At 73.5% G+C, this 16633-nt stretch carries 15 protein-coding genes; 5 read left to right on the forward strand and 10 right to left on the reverse strand.

What is annotated here, in order from left to right; all coding sequences use genetic code 11:
• Window positions 1-78 precede the first annotated feature (78 nt).
• Entirely contained in the window at window positions 79-855 is a 777-nt protein-coding gene (locus ACFQ79_RS33665) for an SDR family oxidoreductase (protein WP_383590487.1), read from the reverse strand.
• A gap of 102 nt (window positions 856-957) precedes the next feature.
• Between ACFQ79_RS33665 and ACFQ79_RS33670 the strand changes: the two genes are divergently transcribed.
• The gene (locus ACFQ79_RS33670) at window positions 958-2598 is read left to right on the forward strand and encodes an alkaline phosphatase D family protein (RefSeq protein WP_383590489.1); all 1641 of its coding nucleotides are present in this window, start codon (window positions 958-960) and stop codon (window positions 2596-2598) included.
• Window positions 2599-2607: 9 nt separating this feature from the next.
• On the opposite strand, the gene ACFQ79_RS33675 is transcribed toward ACFQ79_RS33670, so the two are convergent.
• Window positions 2608-3615, reverse strand: coding sequence for a Gfo/Idh/MocA family protein (locus ACFQ79_RS33675; RefSeq protein ID WP_383590491.1), 1008 nt, complete (start codon window positions 3613-3615; stop codon window positions 2608-2610).
• A gap of 101 nt (window positions 3616-3716) precedes the next feature.
• Here ACFQ79_RS33675 and ACFQ79_RS33680 point away from each other — a divergent pair, with 101 nt between their 5' ends.
• Entirely contained in the window at window positions 3717-5024 is a 1308-nt protein-coding gene (locus ACFQ79_RS33680) for a Bcr/CflA family multidrug efflux MFS transporter (protein ID WP_383590521.1), read from the forward strand.
• 272 nt (window positions 5025-5296) lie between these two features.
• Window positions 5297-6280, forward strand: a complete 984-nt coding sequence (locus tag ACFQ79_RS33685) for a small ribosomal subunit Rsm22 family protein (RefSeq protein ID WP_383590493.1) — start codon at window positions 5297-5299, stop codon at window positions 6278-6280.
• 105 nt (window positions 6281-6385) lie between these two features.
• On the opposite strand, the gene ddaH is transcribed toward ACFQ79_RS33685, so the two are convergent.
• Entirely contained in the window at window positions 6386-7216 is an 831-nt protein-coding gene (ddaH, locus tag ACFQ79_RS33690) for a dimethylargininase (RefSeq protein ID WP_383590495.1), read from the reverse strand.
• A gap of 171 nt (window positions 7217-7387) precedes the next feature.
• On the opposite strand from ddaH, the gene ACFQ79_RS33695 reads away from it, so the two are divergent.
• Together ACFQ79_RS33695 and ACFQ79_RS33700 are read left to right on the forward strand one after the other, a co-directional pair.
• A complete protein-coding gene (locus ACFQ79_RS33695; RefSeq protein WP_383590497.1) occupies window positions 7388-8026 on the forward strand; it encodes a TetR/AcrR family transcriptional regulator in 639 nt (212 codons plus the stop codon).
• 115 nt (window positions 8027-8141) lie between these two features.
• Window positions 8142-8921 (forward strand): bifunctional DNA primase/polymerase, encoded by a 780-nt coding sequence (locus tag ACFQ79_RS33700; RefSeq protein WP_383590499.1) that lies wholly within the window; start codon window positions 8142-8144, stop codon window positions 8919-8921.
• Between the two features lie 190 nt (window positions 8922-9111).
• On the opposite strand, the gene ACFQ79_RS33705 is transcribed toward ACFQ79_RS33700, so the two are convergent.
• The 7 genes from ACFQ79_RS33705 to ACFQ79_RS33735 all read right to left on the reverse strand — a co-directional run bounded on the left by ACFQ79_RS33705 (window position 9112) and on the right by ACFQ79_RS33735 (window position 16628).
• On the reverse strand, window positions 9112-10188 hold the full coding sequence (locus tag ACFQ79_RS33705; RefSeq protein ID WP_383590501.1) for a hypothetical protein: 1077 nt from the start codon (window positions 10186-10188) through the stop codon (window positions 9112-9114).
• Window positions 10145-11026, reverse strand: coding sequence for an iron uptake transporter permease EfeU (gene efeU / locus ACFQ79_RS33710; protein WP_383590503.1), 882 nt, complete (start codon window positions 11024-11026; stop codon window positions 10145-10147). Before efeU ends, ACFQ79_RS33705 begins: the two co-directional genes overlap by 44 nt.
• A 30-nt stretch (window positions 11027-11056) precedes the next feature.
• The gene (gene efeB, locus ACFQ79_RS33715; protein WP_383590504.1) at window positions 11057-12340 is read right to left on the reverse strand and encodes an iron uptake transporter deferrochelatase/peroxidase subunit; all 1284 of its coding nucleotides are present in this window, start codon (window positions 12338-12340) and stop codon (window positions 11057-11059) included.
• A gap of 26 nt (window positions 12341-12366) precedes the next feature.
• Window positions 12367-13521: an iron uptake system protein EfeO gene (gene efeO / locus ACFQ79_RS33720; RefSeq protein ID WP_383590506.1), complete on the reverse strand. Its 1155-nt coding sequence runs from the start codon at window positions 13519-13521 to the stop codon at window positions 12367-12369.
• 166 nt (window positions 13522-13687) lie between these two features.
• Window positions 13688-14587, reverse strand: a complete 900-nt coding sequence (locus tag ACFQ79_RS33725) for a heme ABC transporter ATP-binding protein (RefSeq protein ID WP_383590508.1) — start codon at window positions 14585-14587, stop codon at window positions 13688-13690.
• Window positions 14584-15681: a FecCD family ABC transporter permease gene (locus ACFQ79_RS33730; protein ID WP_383590510.1), complete on the reverse strand. Its 1098-nt coding sequence runs from the start codon at window positions 15679-15681 to the stop codon at window positions 14584-14586. The genes ACFQ79_RS33725 and ACFQ79_RS33730 overlap by 4 nt, the downstream gene beginning before the upstream one ends.
• Window positions 15678-16628, reverse strand: coding sequence for a hemin ABC transporter substrate-binding protein (locus tag ACFQ79_RS33735; RefSeq protein WP_383590523.1), 951 nt, complete (start codon window positions 16626-16628; stop codon window positions 15678-15680). Before ACFQ79_RS33735 ends, ACFQ79_RS33730 begins: the two co-directional genes overlap by 4 nt.
• Window positions 16629-16633: the final 5 nt, after the last annotated feature.

Consider the following 16633-nt stretch of genomic DNA (forward strand, 5'->3'; position numbering starts at 1 on the left):
GCCGGGGGTGGAGCAGCCCTCCCCGGCCGACGTCAGCGGCATCCGGCGTCGGCCCCGGCCGCTGCGCGGTGTCCTGTGCTACCCCCGGCCGATGTACGGCATCGTCGTCGCCATCACCGTCGCGAACTGCACGTTCGCCTCCAGCGGCAGGGCCGCCATGTGCACCACCGTGGCCGCCACGTCCGCCGCGTCCATCACCGGTTCCGCCGCCAGTTCGCCGTTGGCCTGGAGGATGCCGGTCTGCATGCGGGCCGTCATCTCCGTCGCCGCGTTGCCGATGTCAAGCTGGCCGCAGGCGATCCGGTACGGGCGGCCGTCGAGCGACAGGGACTTCGTCAGGCCCGTCATCGCGTGCTTCGTCGCCGTGTACGCGATCGAGTGCGGGCGCGGTACGTGGGCTGAGATCGAGCCGTTGTTGATGATCCGGCCGCCCTGCGGCGACTGTTCCTTCATGGTCCGGAAGGCCGCCTGGGCGCACAGGAACGCGCCCGTCAGGTTGACGTCGACGACCGCGCGCCAGGTGTCCGGGTCCAGGTCCTCGACGGGGACGCCGCCGCCCGCGAACGTGCCGGCGTTGTTGAAGAGCAGGTCGACGCGGCCGTAGCGGTCGCGTACCGCCGAGAAGAGGGCCGTCACCTCCTCCGCCGAGGTCACGTCCGTGGGGACGGTCAGGAAGTCCCCGGCGGGCAGGGCCGCCGCCGTCTCCTCCAGGGCCTCCGGCCGCCGTCCCGCCAGGGCCACCGACCAGCCGGCCGCCGCCAGGGCGAGGGCCACACTCCGGCCGATGCCCGATCCCGCTCCCGTCACCACTGCGATGCTCATGGGCGCGCAGCGTACGCGAGACGTGTGCCCCATGAACTCATTGTCCCGACACGTGGATGTTCTGTACCCGACAACGTGAGGTCGTCCCGTCCCCCTCGAATGACGGAAGGGCAGCATCCGTCTGGGGAGGGGCACATGAACCGCGTACACGACGTTCACGAGCATTCCGAGGAACTCCGCGCCGCCGCACGCCACTTGGGCCGCCGAAGGTTCCTCACCGTCACCGGGGCCGCCGCCGCGCTCGCCTTCGCCACGCAGCTCCCGGCCGCGGGTTCGGCGGCCGCCGCCGAGCTCGACGGGCGGCGCATATCGGAGGACCCGTTCACCCTCGGCGTGGCGTCCGGCGACCCGCTGCCCGGCTCCGTCCTGCTGTGGACCCGGCTCGCGCCCCGCCCCTTCGAGCCCGGCGGCGGACTGCCCGCCGAGCGGGTCTCGGTCCACTGGGAGCTCGCCCGCGACGAGCGCTTCACCCGGACGGTGCGCCGGGGCCGGGCCACCGCGCACCCGGAGTTCAGCCACACCGTCCACGTCGAGGTCGAGCACCTCGACCCCGACCGGGAGTTCTTCTACCGCTTCCGCGCCGGCGCCTGGACCAGCCCCGTCGGCCGTACCCGCACCGCACCCGCCCCCTGGGCCCGCAACGCCGGTCTGAAGCTCGCGGCCGTCTCCTGCCAGGCGTACCACGACGGGTACTTCACGGCCTACCGCCACCTCGCGCAGGAGGACGTCGACGTCGTCTTCCACCTCGGCGACTACCTCTACGAGTACGCCGTGAACGCCACCGGCGGCGCCCGCGCCTACACCGACCGGACCCTCCCGGCCGTCTTCAACCGCGAGACGCTCACCCTGGACGACTACCGGCTCCGGTACGGGCTCTACAAGTCGGACCCAGACCTGCGCGCCGCGCACGCCGCCCATCCCTTCGTCGTCACCTGGGACGACCACGAGACCGAGAACAACTACGCGGGCGGCACCCCCGAGAACGACGTCCCGCCGGAGGAGTTCCTGCTCCGCCGCGCCGCCGCCTACCGCGCCTACTGGGAGCACCAGCCGCTCCGCACGCCTCAGCGGCCGCAGGGGCCCGACATGCGGCTCTACCGCCGGCTGCGGTTCGGACGGCTCGCCCAGTTCGACATCCTCGACACCCGCCAGTACCGCTCCGACCAGGCGTACGGCGACGGCTGGCAGGTCCCGGGCCCGGAGTCCGAGAACCCGGCGCGGACGATGACCGGGGCCACGCAGGAGCGCTGGCTGCTCGACGGCTGGCGCGGCTCCCGCGCCCGCTGGAACGTCCTGCCGCAGCAGGTCGTGTTCGCCGAGCGCCGTGACCGCGCCACCGCCGACTTCAAGCTCTCCATGGACTCCTGGGACGGCTACCCGGCCTCCCGGCAGCGGATCCTCGCCGGCGCCGGGGCCGCCGGGGTGGAGAACCTGATGGTGCTCACCGGGGACGTCCACGTCGGCTACGGCCTCGACATCAAGGCCGACTTCCGCGACCCGGCCTCGCGGACCGTCGGCACCGAGATCGTCGCCACCTCCATCACCAGCGGCAAGGACGGCGCCGACCGTCCGTCGAACTACGACAAGCTCATGCAGGCCAACCCGCACCTGAGGTTCTTCAACGGGCGGCGCGGCTATGTGACGGTCGCGCTCGGCGAGGAGACCGCCCGGGCCGACTTCCGCACGGTGCCGTACGTGACGACCCAGGGCGCCCCCGTCACCACGGCCGCCTCCTTCGTCACGGAGGCGGGCGACCCGGGCCTCAAGCCGGTGTGACCCCGGGCCTCAGGCCCGCGTGACCGCCGTCTCCTCCTGCGGGTAGCGGACGCCGATGCGGTCCCGTACCGCGTCGAGCGTCCGCATCACCGCGAGCGAGCCGTCGAGGGGGACGAGCGGGGACTCCGTCGCGCCCGCCCGCAGGCAGCGCATGACCTCGGCGGCCTCGTGCCGGAGGGAGTGGGGATCGTCCGACGACGTGAACTCCTCCGGCTCGTGGCCGTTGCGGTGCAGGGTGAAGCGCTCGGGGAAGAAGAAGCCGCGCGGGAGGTCGATCCGGCCGAGCGTGCCCGTCACCGAGGCCGTCAGCGGGGTGTCCGCGTCGAGCGAGCAGGACAGCAGCGCCGACGCCCCCGAGTCCGACCATCCGAGCAGCATGCCGGTGTTCAGGTCGACGCCCTCGGGCGAGAGCAGCGCGTGCGCGTGCACCGTGTCCGGCTCGCCGAGCAGCAGCTGCGCGAACGACACCGGGTACACGCCCAGGTCGAGCAGCGCCCCGCCGCCCACCGCCGGGTCCCGCAGCCGGTGGTCCGCCGCGAAGGGGCCCGCGAGCCCGAAGTCCGCCTGTACGGTCCTGATCTCGCCGATCGCCCCGTCGCGGACCAGCTCCGCGAGGCGCCGGATCAGCGGGTTGCAGTACATCCACATGGCCTCCATCAGGAAGAGGCCACGGTCCCGCGACAAGGTGACGAGTTCCTCTGCCTCGCGGGCGTTGAGCGTGAGAGCCTTCTCGCAGAGCACCGCCCTGCCCGCCTCCAGGGCGCGGCCGGCCGCCTCCCGGTGCGCGTGGTGCGGGGTCGCCACGTACACCACGTCGACGTCCGCGTCGGCGAAGAGCCCGGCCCACTCGCCGTACGCGCGCGGGATGCCGAACCGGTCCGCGAAGGCCTTCGCGGACGCATCCGTACGGGACGCCACCGCGACGACCTCCGCACCGTCGAGCGTCAGCAGGTCCGTGGTGAACCGCTCCGCTATGCCGCCCGTCGCCAGGATTCCCCAGCGCACCGTCTCACCCATGTCCCCACCCGTCCCCATCTGTCCCACCGGTCCCACAGAGGTCTCGACCATGCCGGTCGAGCTGAGAGCATAGGCAAGGATTCAACGAAATGGAGCGGTCGATGCCGGAGAGCGGCCAGAAAACAACACAAGGGCACATAATCGAAAGAGCCCCCGAGTTGATCGGCAACGCGACCGCCCGGCGCACCGGGCTGCTCGTCACCCTCGTCCTCGGCGGGCTCACCGCACTGCCCCCGCTCTCCATGGACATGTACCTCCCGGCCCTGCCCGAGGTCACCGGCGCGCTGAACGCCCCCGCCGCCACCGTCCAGCTCACCCTCACCGCCTGCCTCGCCGGCATGGCCCTCGGCCAGCTCGTCGTCGGCCCCATGAGCGACAAGTGGGGCCGCCGCCGGCCGCTGCTCATCGGCATGATCGTGTACGTCCTCGCCACCGCCGTCTGCGCCCTCGCCCCCACCGCCGAGATGCTCATCGGCTTCCGGCTGCTCCAGGGCCTCGCCGGCGCCGCCGGCATCGTCATCGCCCGCGCGGTCGTCCGCGACCTGTACGACGGCGTGGAGATGGCCCGGTTCTTCTCCACCCTGATGCTGATCTCCGGCGTCGCCCCGATCATCGCGCCCCTCATCGGCGGCCAGATCCTGCGGATCACCGACTGGCGGGGCGTCTTCTACGTCCTCACCGTCATCGGCGTCCTCCTCACCCTCGTCGTCTGGCGCTTCCTCGCCGAGACCCTGCCGCCCGAGCGCCGGCACGAGGGCGGGGTCGGCCAGGCCCTGCGCACCATGAAGGGACTGCTCGCCGACCGCGTCTTCGCCGGGTACATGCTGACCGGCGGCCTCGCCTTCGCCGCCCTCTTCGCGTACATCTCGGCCTCGCCGTTCGTCGTCCAGGAGATCTACGGGGCCTCGCCGCAGACCTTCAGCCTGCTCTTCGGCCTCAACTCGATCGGCCTCGTCGCCGTCGGCCAGATCAACGGCAAGCTGCTCGTCGGCCGCGTCAGCCTCGACAAGGCGCTCGGCTGGGGCCTCGGGATCATCCTCGTCTCCTCCCTCGCGCTGCTCCTCATGACCAGCGGCGTCTTCGGGGAGGTCGGTCTCGTCCCGATCGCGGCCGGACTCTTCGTCCTCATGTCCGCGATGGGTCTCGCCATGCCGAACACCAACGCCCAGGCCCTGATGCGCACCCCGCACGCCGCCGGCTCCGCTTCCGCGCTGCTCGGCACGACGTCCTTCCTCGTCGGTGCCGTCGCCTCCCCGCTCGTCGGCATCGCCGGCGAGCACACCGCCGTCCCGATGGCCGTCGTCCAGCTGACCTGCGCCGTCCTGGCCCTGGCCTGCTTCCTCGGCCTGTGCAGGCCGTGGCAGACGGCCACGTCCGCCGCGTCGGCCACCTCGGCCACGGGGAGCTAGCCCGGCGGTGAGCCGCCGGTCGTTCCGCGGCCGGCGGTGTCACGATCTCCGGGACGGACGGGAGGACCGGGGAACACCGGGAGCTCGCCGCCTTCCTGGACGGACTCGACCTCGACGCGGCCGAACGGCGCGCGGCGTTCGTCCGCTGAGCCGACGGCGCGAGGTGTGCGGCCCGGTGCCGGCCATACCCCCCCCGCGCGACACGGGAGGCCGGGCTCCGCGGGCCGCCGGGGCCGCCGGGTCCCGCCGGTCCCGCCGCCTAGACTGTCTCGGTGAACGCCTCCGCTCCCTCCGCCGACTCCCTGCGCGCCGCCCTCGCCGGGCTCCTCGACGGACTCCCGCCCAAGCAGGCCGCCCGGGCCGTCGACCGGCTGATCGCCAACTACCGGGGGACCACCCCGACGGACGCCCCCGTGCTGCGCGACCGCTCCGACGTCGCCGCGTACGCCGCGTACCGGATGCCGGCGACCTTCGAGGCGGTACGGGGCGCCCTCGGCGCCCTGCGCGAGGCGGCGCCCGACTGGGAGCCGCGTACCCACACCGACGTCGGCGGCGGTACGGGCGCGGCCGGCTGGGCCGTCGCCGAGGCCTGGGGCGAGCGGCCGCCCCGCACCACCGTCCTCGACTGGGCCGAGCCGGCCCTGGCCCTCGGGCGCGAGCTCGCCGCCGGGACCCTGGACGCCGAGTGGCGCACGGCCAGGATCGGCGGCGCGCTGCGGCTCGCCGACACCGACCTCGTCACCGTCTCGTACGTGCTCAAGGAGCTGACCGAGGCCGACCGGGCCGCCCTCGTGAGCGAGGCGGCGCGTGCCGCGCAGACGGTCGTGATCGTCGAGCCCGGCACTCCCGACGGCTACGAGCGGATCATCGCGGCCCGCGCGCTGCTGATCGAGGCCGGGTTCACGGTCGCCGCGCCCTGCCCGCACAGCGGGGCCTGCCCGATCGAGCCGGGGACGGACTGGTGCCACTTCTCGGCCCGGGTCAGCCGTTCCTCGCTGCACCGGAAGGTCAAGGGCGGCTCGCTGCCGTACGAGGACGAGAAGTTCAGCTACGTGGCGGCGACCCGGTTCCCGGCGGCGCCTGCGGTCTCCCGCATCACCCGCAGGCCGCAGATCCGCAAGGGCCTGGTCCTCCTCGACCTGTGCGGCCCGGACGGCCTGGCCCGCGACACGGTCACCAAGCGCCACGGCCCGCTCTACAAGCAGGCCCGCGACGCGGAGTGGGGCGACGCCTGGCCGCCGGAGGACGAGGGCTGAGAGCCCCGGCCGCGCGTGCCCCCGGAAGCGCCCCCCGCAGTCACGTTTCAGCGGACCAGGAGGGGCACTCCTCGGAGGCGTCGGCCCCGGCCGGCGCCCTGCGGGCTAGGGCCGCAGCTCCTGGGTGCAGCACTTCACGCTGCCGCCGCCCTTGAGCAGTTCACCCAGGTCCATGCCGACCGGCTCGAAGCCCCGCTGCCGCAGCGGGTCGAAGAGGCCCACCGCCGCCTGGGGGAGCAGGACGTTCCGGCCGTCGCTGACCGCGTTCAGGCCGAGGGCCGCCGCGTCCTCGGCCGTCGCGATCAGGGCGTCGGGGAAGAGCCGGGCGAGCACCGCGCGGCTGCCCGGGGAGAAGGCGTCCGGGTAGTACATGACCTCGTCGCCCGCGTCGTCCAGGACGCACAGCGCCGTGTCCAGGTGGTAGTAGCGCGGGTCCACCAGTTCGAGGCCGATCACCGGGCGGCCGAAGAACTCCTGCGCCTCGTCGTGCGAGAGCGGGCTGGAGCGGAAGCCGCGCCCTGCGAGGATCCAGGAGGCGGTGACGGCGAAGTCCCCCTCGCCCTCGTTGACGTGGTCCGGAGCCCGTACGTCGTCGGCCGCCCAACCGTTTCCCCGGAACCAGGCCAGATGCGCCCCGGCCTCGGCCGCGCGCTCCGCGTGGGCGAACCTCGCTCCGAGGACCCGGCCGTCGACGACGGTGGCGCCGTTCGCCGCGAAGACCATGTCCGGCAGCGCCGGGTCGGGGGCGAGGAGCTCGACCGTGTGGCCGAGGGCGCGGTAGCGGTCGCGCAGGTCCTCCCACTGGGCGAGGGCGAGCGGCAGGTCGACCGGTTTCGTGGGGTCCATCCAGGGGTTGATGGAGTACGTCACCGTGAAGTGCGTGGGTGGGCACATCAGGTAACGGCGGGGCGAGGACGTGCGCGGAGTGGTGCGCAATGAGGGCTCCTCACGGACGGGAGGTCAGAGGCGCCGGCGGGGTGTCGATCCGCCGGATCGGTGACCCCATGGTCCGCCTTCCGGGCCCGCCGCGCTGTGGACCGTTCGGGTGGTTCGGCTCTGGCCACGACTCGCGAGACGTGGCGTCTCGCGCGCTGCTAGATTGGGCCCATGTCCGACACCAAGGCCCCCGACGCCTCCCGCCGCAGCGAGCGCTCCCGCCGCGCCATCTTCGACGCCGCCCTCGCCCTCGTCTCCGAGAACGGCTACGCGAAGACCACCATCGAGGGCATCGCCGCCCGCGCCGGGGTCGGCAAGCAGACCATCTACCGCTGGTGGCCCTCCAAGGCCGCCGTCCTCCTCGACGCCTTCCTGGACCTCGCGGCCCGCGCCAACGAGGCGGCTCGGCATGAGGACGCCCGCGGCGGGGAAGGGGCCGGTGAGATCCCCGACACCGGCGACCTCGCCGCCGACCTCAAGTACGTCCTGCGCGCCACCGTCGACGAGATGAACGACCCGGCCTTCGACGCCCCCACCCGCGCCCTCGCCGCCGAGGGCATCGTCGACCCCGAGCTCGGCGCCCGCTTCACCGAGGCGCTCCTCGAACCGCAGCTCCAGTACTACGCCCGCCGCATCGGGGCGGCCCAGGCGGCCGGCGACGTGGACCCCGGCATCGACCCCCGGATCGCCCTCGAACTCCTCGTCGGACCGCTCCACCACCGCTGGCTCCACCGCACCCTGCCGCTGACCCACGCGTACGCCGACAGCCTCGTCGACCTCGCCCTGCGCGGCCTCGCGCCGAGGGCCTGAAACGTCCCTCGCACACCGGTTCCACACCCCGGTTCCGCACTCCGGTCACCCAGGGCGCAGGATGGTGGGACCATGGGCAGAGCCGAACGGGCGAGCATGAGGTGTGAGGGGATAGATGGGCGACGGGATCGGCCGCTACCGCGGCACGGAGAGCAAACTCGCACAGTGGCTGCGCAGGCGCCCGAAACGCACCGCGGCCGACGACGAGAACGACCGCGAGAAGCTGCTCCTGGCCGTCGCCGCCGCCGGGCTGCCCCTCGCCCCCGCCGCGTATCCCGTCGGCTACAGCTGTTCCTGTGAGCGGATCGGCTGTCCGACCCCCGCCCGGCACCCGGTCTCCTTCGCCTGGCAGACGCAGTCGACCACCGACCGCGCCCAGATCGAGCGCTGGGCCCGCAACGAGCCCGAGGCGAACTTCATCACCGCCACCGGCATGGTCCACGACGTCCTCGACGTACCGCTCGCCGCCGGTCGCGCCGCCCTGGAGCGCCTCCTCGCCGAGGGCGTCGAGGTCGGACCGGTCGCCGAGTCCGCCGACGTCGACACGGTCGGCGGCCGGATGCTCTTCTTCACCGCCACCCGCGGCACCCCCGAGGACGAGGACGAGTGGTGGCCGTGTGAGCTCGACTGTCACCCCGAGACCATGGACGAGCACCCGGGACTCCGCTGGCACTGCCGCGGCAGCTACGTCCTCGTGCCGCCCGCCCGGCTCCCCGGGGACGAGAGCGCCCATCCGGTCGTCGCCTGGCTCCGGGGCCCCGAGCACCCGCTGCCGGACCCGCTGAACCTTCTGGACACCCTCCAGGAGGCCTGCGCCCGCCACGCGGCCGCGCGCGAGGCGGAGAGCGACGGCGAGCACACGGCCCACGAGATCGCCTGGCCGCTGACCCGCTGACCCGCTGACCCGCCGGCCCTCTCGCCCGCCGGCCCGCTTGACCCGCCGACCGGCCCGCTTGCCCCGCCGACCGCCCGCTCGACCCGCCGACCGGCCGGGGAACGGCGCCTGAGCGGCGGCCCGAGCCGGGGTCCGCTCAGCAGCCGACCCGGCGGCCCGAGCCGGGGTCCGCTCAGCGGTCGACCGGGCCCTACGAGCCCTGCGCGCCCACCACGCCCTGGAGCCGGGCCTTGACCGTGACCGCGTCGCGGTCGGTGCCCGACGGCTTCACGAGGACCGCCTGGTTGGACACCCACTCCTTGGTGACCGTGTTCTTGACCTCGCCGGTCAGCAGCGCCTTGATGTCGGGGTCGACCTTGGGCCGGTAGCCCGGCGCCGCCGTCTGCCGCTCGAAGAACCGCGTCGCGAAGAAGACGAACGCGCCGCCGTCCTTCGTCCGCAGCCCGAGCGGCGCGAAGTCGCCCTGGTCCGCGACCCGGTCCAGGTACTGGGTGGCGAGCCCCGGGCGCTTGGCGGCCTTCTGCCGCTGCTCCCGCAGCAGCGTCGTGTGCGGCCCCGCCGCGTACGGCCCCGGCTGCCCGTCCTTCAGGTACGCGACGTACCGCGTGCCGAGGTCCTGGGGCGCGACGGCGAGCGTGTCGGTGTCCGCGGCGACCGGCACCGCGTACCCGTCCTCCTCGGCGAACTCGGGCACCTGCGCCGGGCTCAGGATCACCAGGTGGGCCGCCTCCCACAGCTGCTGGGGCCCGTTGCGCACGAAGACGACGAGCCAGCGCTGGTCGCCGGCGCCCTCGTCGGTGTCCAGGTTGGGGTCGGTGTCCGCGAGGAACCAGCGCGGCCAGCCCGCCTTCGCGGGCAGCACGAAGCGCGCGTCCGACAGTTCCAGGGGGCGGTGGTTCGGGTTGCCGCCGGGGGACGTCACCGCCCGCGCGCGCAGACCCGCCTGGTTGATCTCGCCCAGCGGACCGGTGACCCGGTTCGCGACCAGGGCCGGGTCGTGGGCCTTGTCGGCCCGGTTGTAGGCGGTGGTGAAGTCGGCGAGCGCCTGTGCGGCCTCGGCCCGGGTGGCCGCCGGCATCAGGGCGAGCTCACCGTGCACGGTGACGCAGCCGCTCGCCGTCAGCGCGAGGACGGTCGCGGCCGCCGTGGCCGCGAGGAGACGTACGGGGCGCGCGGGGCGCGTGGCTCTCGTGGGTCGCGTGGACCGTCCTGCCGACAGCCGCTCAAGCGGTCGTCCCGGCGCTCGCCTCAGCGTCAGCCTTCTCATCGGTCGCCTTCTGCTTCTTCACCCGCGTGGACGGACCCGACCCTATCGGGGCCAGGAACAGCGCGAGCGTCGGGACCAGATACAGCGCCCACACCGTGACCTGAAGGACCGTCGGGTTCGGCTGGAAGTTGAAGACGCCCTTGAGGAGCGTGCCGTACCAGCTGTCCGGCGGGATCGTCGCCGAGATGTCGAAGGCCTTGTCCGCGAGGCCGTCGAGGAAGCGGGCCTCCTGGAGGTCGTGCACGCCGTACGCGAGGACGCCCGCCGCCACCACGACCAGCATCCCGCCGGTCCAGGTGAAGAACTTGGCCAGGTTGATCCTCAGCGCGCCCCGGTAGAACAGCCAGCCGAGGAGCACCGCCGTGAGCAGGCCGAGCAGGACGCCGGCCAGCGGTGCGAACGTGCCGTCCGATGAGGCGCGGACCGACGCCCACACGAACAGCGCCGTCTCCAGGCCCTCGCGGCCCACGGCGAGGAACGCGGTGGCGACCAGCGCGCCCGTGCCCATCCGGAGGGCGGCGTCCAGCTTGCCGTGCAGCTCGGCCTTGAGGTGCCGGGCGGTGCGCCGCATCCAGAAGACCATCCAGGTCACCAGGACGACCGCGACGATCGAGAGCGAGCCGCCGAGCAGCTCCTGCGCCTCGAAGGTCAGCTCCTGGGAGCCGAACTCGAGTCCGGCCCCGAAGGCCAGGGCCACCCCGACGGCCACGCCGATGCCGATCCAGACGGGCTTCAGCGCGTCCCGCCGGCCGGTCTTCACCAGATAGGCGATGAGGATGCAGACGACCAGGCTGGCCTCGAGGCCTTCGCGCAGGCCGATCAGATAGTTACCGAACACGCCGGTTCCCTCCCGGGGTTGCGTGGAGTGTCACGAGAACAGCGCCCGGCCCCACCAGTCGCCCTTGTCCCGGACGCCCGGCGGGATCGCGAACAGCGCCGAACCCACGTGCTGGATGTACTCGTTGAGGGCGTCGGCCCGCGACAGGGAGGTCTGCACCGGGATGAAGCCGGTCCGCACGTCCTTCTGGTACGCCAGGAAGAACAGCCCGGCCTCCAGGCGGCCGAGGCCGTCCGTGCCGTCGGTGAACGAGTAGCCGCGGCGCAGGATGGTCGCCCCGGCGTTGGTGTCCGGGTGGGCGAGCCGGACGTGGGAGTCCGGCTTCATCGCCTTCAGGAACGGCTCGTCGTGCTCCTTGGCCTTGCCGACGGGCGCGCCCTCGCGCTTGTCGCGGCCGAAGATGTCCTCCTGCTCGGCGAGCGGGGTGCGGTCCCAGGTCTCGACGTTCATCCGGATGCGGCGGGCGACGAGGTACGAGCCGCCGTCCAGCCAGGCGGCCGGTCCCTCGGCGTCCTTCCCGGAGACCCAGACGTGCTTCGCGAGCCGCTCGGTCTCGGTGCCCGCGATGTTGCGGGTGCCGTCCTTGAAGCCGAAGAGGTTGCGGGGGGTCTGGGCGTCGGGGGTCGTCGAGGACGTCTTGCCGAAGCCCAGCTGCGACCAGCGCACCGCGACCTTGCCGAAGCCGATCCGCGCCAGGTTCCGGATGGCGTGCACGGCGACCTGCGGGTCGTCCGCGCACGCCTGGACGCAGAGGTCGCCGCCGCTGCGCGCCGGATCCAGGTTGTCGCCCGGGAACTTGGGCAGCTCCACCAAGGCCCCGGGCCGCTTGTCCTTCAGCCCGAAGCGCCCGTCGAAGAGCGTGGGGCCGAAGCCGATCGTGAGGGTGAGACGCGAGGGCTTGAGGCCGAGGGCCTCGCCGGTGTCGTCCGGCGGAGCCTCGGGGAGGCCGCCGTACGCGCCCTCGCCGACCTCGGCGCCGGCCGTCATGCGCTCGGCCGCCCGCGTCCAGTCCTTGAGGAGCTGGACCAGTTCGGCGCGGTCGGTCGTCGTCACGTCGAAGGCGGCGAAGTGCAGCCGGTCCTGGACGGCGGTGGCGATGCCGGCCTGGTGCGGGCCGTGGAAGGGTACGGCCGCGCCGCTGTCGGCGACCGGTACCGGGGTGTCCCCGTCCCGGGCCAGCAGGGCGGCGGCGCCGCCCGCCGCGGCGGCACCGAGCGCGAGCCCGGCACCGCCCAGGGCGATGACCGTGCGGCGGGAGGGCGGGGCGGCCGGGGCCGCCGTCGTCTCCCGGTCTTCCTGGGTCTCCTCGGACATGTCCGCGCCTCCCGGTTCCCTGTCCGTTACTTGACGACGGCGGCGGAGAGCTTGGAGAGCGGCTCGGCCAGCGCGTTGACGCCGTCCGACAGCTCCTTGCGCTCGGCCTTGCCGACCTTGTCGTACGAGGTGAAGACGTAGCCGCTCTTGTCGGTGCGGTACTTGTCGAGCAGCGTGTTCAGGGCGGCGAACTGCTTGTCCAGCTCGGCGACGAGCTTCGGGTCGTTCTTCGTGGCGACCGGCTTGAGCAGGTCGAAGGACTTCTGCGCGCCCTCGACGTTGGCCTTGAAGTCGACGAGGTCGGTGCGGGAGTAGCGCTCCTCCTCGCCGGTGACCTTGCCGGTGGCGACCTCGTCCAGGAGTTCCTTGGCGCCGTTGGCCATCGAGGTCGGGGTGATCTCGGCCTTGCCGACCCGCTTCACCCAGTCCGCGAGGTCCTTGTCGAGGAGGTCGGCGAGCTGCTTCTCGCGCTCACCGATCTTCTTGTCCTGCCAGAGGGCCTTCTCCAGGCGGTGCCAGCCGGTCCAGTCCTCGGCCGGGTCCTGGCCGGCCTCCAGGCCGTCCTCGCGGACGTCGACCTTGGGGTCGATGTCGCCGAAGGACTCGGCGACCGGCTCGGTGCGCTCCCAGCCGATGCGGGACTCGGCGTAGGCCTTCTTCGCGGCCTCGATGTCTCCGGCGCGGACGGCGTCGGTGAAGACCTTCACCTTGGGCAGGGTCGCGTCGGCCTGCGCCTGGACGTACTGGCGGTAGGCGGCGACGGCCGCGTCCATCTCGGGGGAGCGCTTGACGCCCGCCGCGCCGCCGGTGGCCTTGACCTGCTGCCGGATGCCGTCGCCGACCATGCCGGGCTTGCAGGCGATCTCGTAGTCGCCGGCCTTGATCTCGGCGGTCAGGCTCGCCTTGGTGCCGGGGCCGATGTTCTCGCGCTCGGTGACGATCCGGTCGTCCGGGTAGAGGACGTAGACCTCGGTGACCTTGGAGCCGCGGTTCTCGACGGACAGCTGCACGTGGCCGGCCGGGAACTCCTTCTTCGAGACCTCGCAGGAGTCGTCCTTGGCGACGACGGTGATCGTGCCGTCGTCCGCCTTCGCGTCGCTCTTCTCGGTGCAGCCCGTGACGGCGGCCAGGGCCGCCGCGGTCGCGGCGGCGGTGACGACGGAGAGGCGAACGGCTCGCATGGGGACTCCAGAAACACGGGGAGGGGGACTGAGGCGGACCTAACTTAACCGAGGCTTACCTCAGCCATACCCGGTCGTCCAGTGATTCAGCTCTCAGGTCCGGCGGACCGGACACGGCGGGATCACAGGGGCTTCATGGGGTGCTCATGGGGTGGTCAAAGGCAGGTCAAGGGCGGCGAATTGTCCCGTTCCTCCGCTCGTCGTGGACGGCGTCGGTCCGCTTCGGTACGACGAGCGGGACGCCGGTCCGCGGGTGCGGCAAGACCTCCACCGGCTGCCGGTAGACGCGGCTCAGCAACTCCTCCTCGAAGACCTCCGCCGGCGGCCCCTCCGCCGCGATCCGGCCGCCGTGCAGGACCCCGACCCGGTCCGCGTGGGCCGCGGCGAGCCCGAGGTCGTGCAGCACGACCACCACCGCGTCCCCGGCCGCCGCCCGCTCCCGGCAGACCCGCAGGACCAGTTCCTGGTGGCGCAGGTCGAGCGCGGCCGTCGGTTCGTCGAGCAGCAGGAGTCCGGTCCGCTGGGCCAGGACCCGGGCCAGCGCGACCCGGGCCCGCTCGCCGCCCGACAGCGCGGAGAAGGGGCGCCCGGCGAAGGCCTCGACCTCGGTGGCCGCCATCGCCGCGGCGACCGCCGCCTCGTCCTCGTCCTCCCGGTCCGTCCCCGCCCACGGGGCCCGGCCCATCCGCACCACGTCGCCGACGGCGAAGGGGAAGGAGAGCGCCGCGTCCTGCGGCAGCACCGCGCGTCGCAGGGCGAGTTCGCCGGGCGCCCAGGAAGGGGCGGGCCGCCCCCCGATCCGTACCTCTCCGGCGCTCGGCGCGAGATCGGCGGCGAGCGCGGCGAGCAGGGTCGACTTGCCGGCCCCGTTGGGTCCGACCAGGGCGAGGACCTCTCCGGCCCGTACCTCGACGTCCACGGCGTCCAGCACGGCCCGGCCGCCGCGTTCGACCCGGACGCCGACGGCCTCGGCGACCGTCTCGCCCGGTGCGGCGGGGGAGGGCAGGGCGCGGGTGCGCCGGTGCGCGAGTGCGGGGAGCAGCCCCCGGAGGCGTACGGATGTCATGCCCAACCACCTTGCCTGCGACGGGTCCTGCGCAGCAGCCAGAAGAAGAACGGGCTGCCGAGGAGGGCGGTGAGGACGCCCAGGGGGAGTTCGGCCGGAGCCGCGACCGTACGGGCCGCGAGGTCGCCGGCCGTGAGGACGACCGCTCCGCCGAGCGCGCTGCCCGGCACCAGGAAGCGGTGGCCCGGGCCGTTCGCCATCCGCAGCAGATGAGGGACGAGCAGACCGACGAAGGTGATGATCCCGGCCACCGCGACGGCGGCCGCCGTCAGCAGTGCCACCACCAGGATCAGAGCCACCCGCAGCCGCTCCACGTCCACGCCGAGGTGCCGGGCGGGACGTTCGCCGAGGGCGAGCAGGTCGAGCCGGCGGGCGTAGAAGGGGGCGACGGCGAGGCCGACGAGCGCGCACGGCAGCACGGCGAGGACCTTCGGCCAGGTGGCCTGGGCGAGCGAACCGAGCTGCCAGAAGGTGATCTGGGTGACCTGCGCGTTGTCGGCGAAGAAGATGAACAGGCCGATGAGCGCGCCCGCGAACGCGTTCACCGCGATACCGGTGAGGATCAGCGTCACCACCTCCGTACGGCCGCCGGAGCGGGACATCGCGTACACGAGGAGCACGGTCGCGAGCCCGGCGACGAACGCGCAGACCGTCACCGTCCAGTTGCCGAGGAAGGTGAGGCCGAGCGCGATGGCGCCGACCGCACCGACGGCCGCGCCGGCCGAGATGCCGATGACACCGGGCTCGGCGAGCGGGTTGCCGAACACGCCCTGCATGAGGGCGCCCGCGCAGCCGAGCGAGGCGCCGACGAGGACGGCGAGGACGACCCGGGGGAGCCGGATGTTCCACAGCACGCTCTCGGCCGTGCGGTCGAGCGCGTGTCCGCCGAGCCCGGTCCGGTGCTGCGCGGAGGCGAGGACGTCACCGAGCGGGATCTCGTACGCCCCGATCCCCGCGGAGAGCAGGGCGAGGAGGAGCAGGACGGCGAGGAGGCCGGCGGTGAGGAGGGCGGCGGTGCGCGGTCGTGCGGCGGGAGGCGCTTGCGTCGGCACGCCCGTGCCGAGTGCCGGCGGGGTCTCCTGGAGCGCCGTCACTTCTTCTCCCCGTACAACTGGCCGACCAGGGACTTCAGGACCTGGTCGGTGCGCGGGCCGTAGTTGAGGAGGACGCCGTCGTCGACGGTGACGACCCGGCGGTCGGCGCCGGCCGGGGTCTCGGCGACGCCGGGGACCTTCACCAGGCCGTCGATCCCGCCGACGGAGGCGAGTCCCTTGCTCATGACGAGGATCGCGTCGGGCGCCGCCTTCGCCAGGGCCTCGCTGGTGATCGGGGTGAAGTCCTTGGTGAGGCCGGACTCCTTGCCCGCGTCGACCGCCCCGGCGGCCTCCAGGAGCGAGCTCGCACCGGACTCGGCGCCGCCGAGCAGATAGACGGCGGCCGAGCCGCGGACGTAGAGGAAGGCCACCCGCGGCTTCTCCTCGCGGGCCGGAATGTTCTTCCGTACGGCGTCGATCCGTTCCTGGGTGCGCTTCCTGAGCGCCGTGCCGGACTCCGGCACGCCGAGGGCGGCGGCGACCGCGTCGATCCGGGTGCCGACGTCGGCGAGCGCCTTCGCGGGCTTCACGACGACGAGCGGGATGCCCGCGTCGCGGATCTGGGCGATGGCCTCGGCCGGTCCTGTGGTGCCCTCGGCGAGGACGACGGTGGGCCGCAGCGAGAGCACGCTCTCGGCGGAGACGTCGTGGGCGCGGGTCACCACCGGGAGCTTCCCGGCCTGTTCGAAGGTGGCGGTGATGTCCCGGGCGACGACCTCCGGCCCGAGGCCGAGGGTGAAGACGATCTCGTTGAGGGAGCCGCTGAGCGGCACGATCCGGTCGGTGGAGGTGACGGTGACCGTGCGTCCGTCGGCCGAGGGGACGGTGACGGGAAGCCGGGGCGGGGGCGGGGGGGGGGGCGGGGGGCCCCCGGGGGCGGGGGGGGGGGGGGGCCCCGGGGGGGGGGGGGGGGGGTGGCCGGCCGGAGGGCGGGGGGGGGGCCCCAGGGAGA

The organism is Streptomyces sp. NPDC056480, assembly GCF_042795405.1.
Classification (GTDB): Bacteria; Actinomycetota; Actinomycetes; order Streptomycetales; family Streptomycetaceae; genus Streptomyces.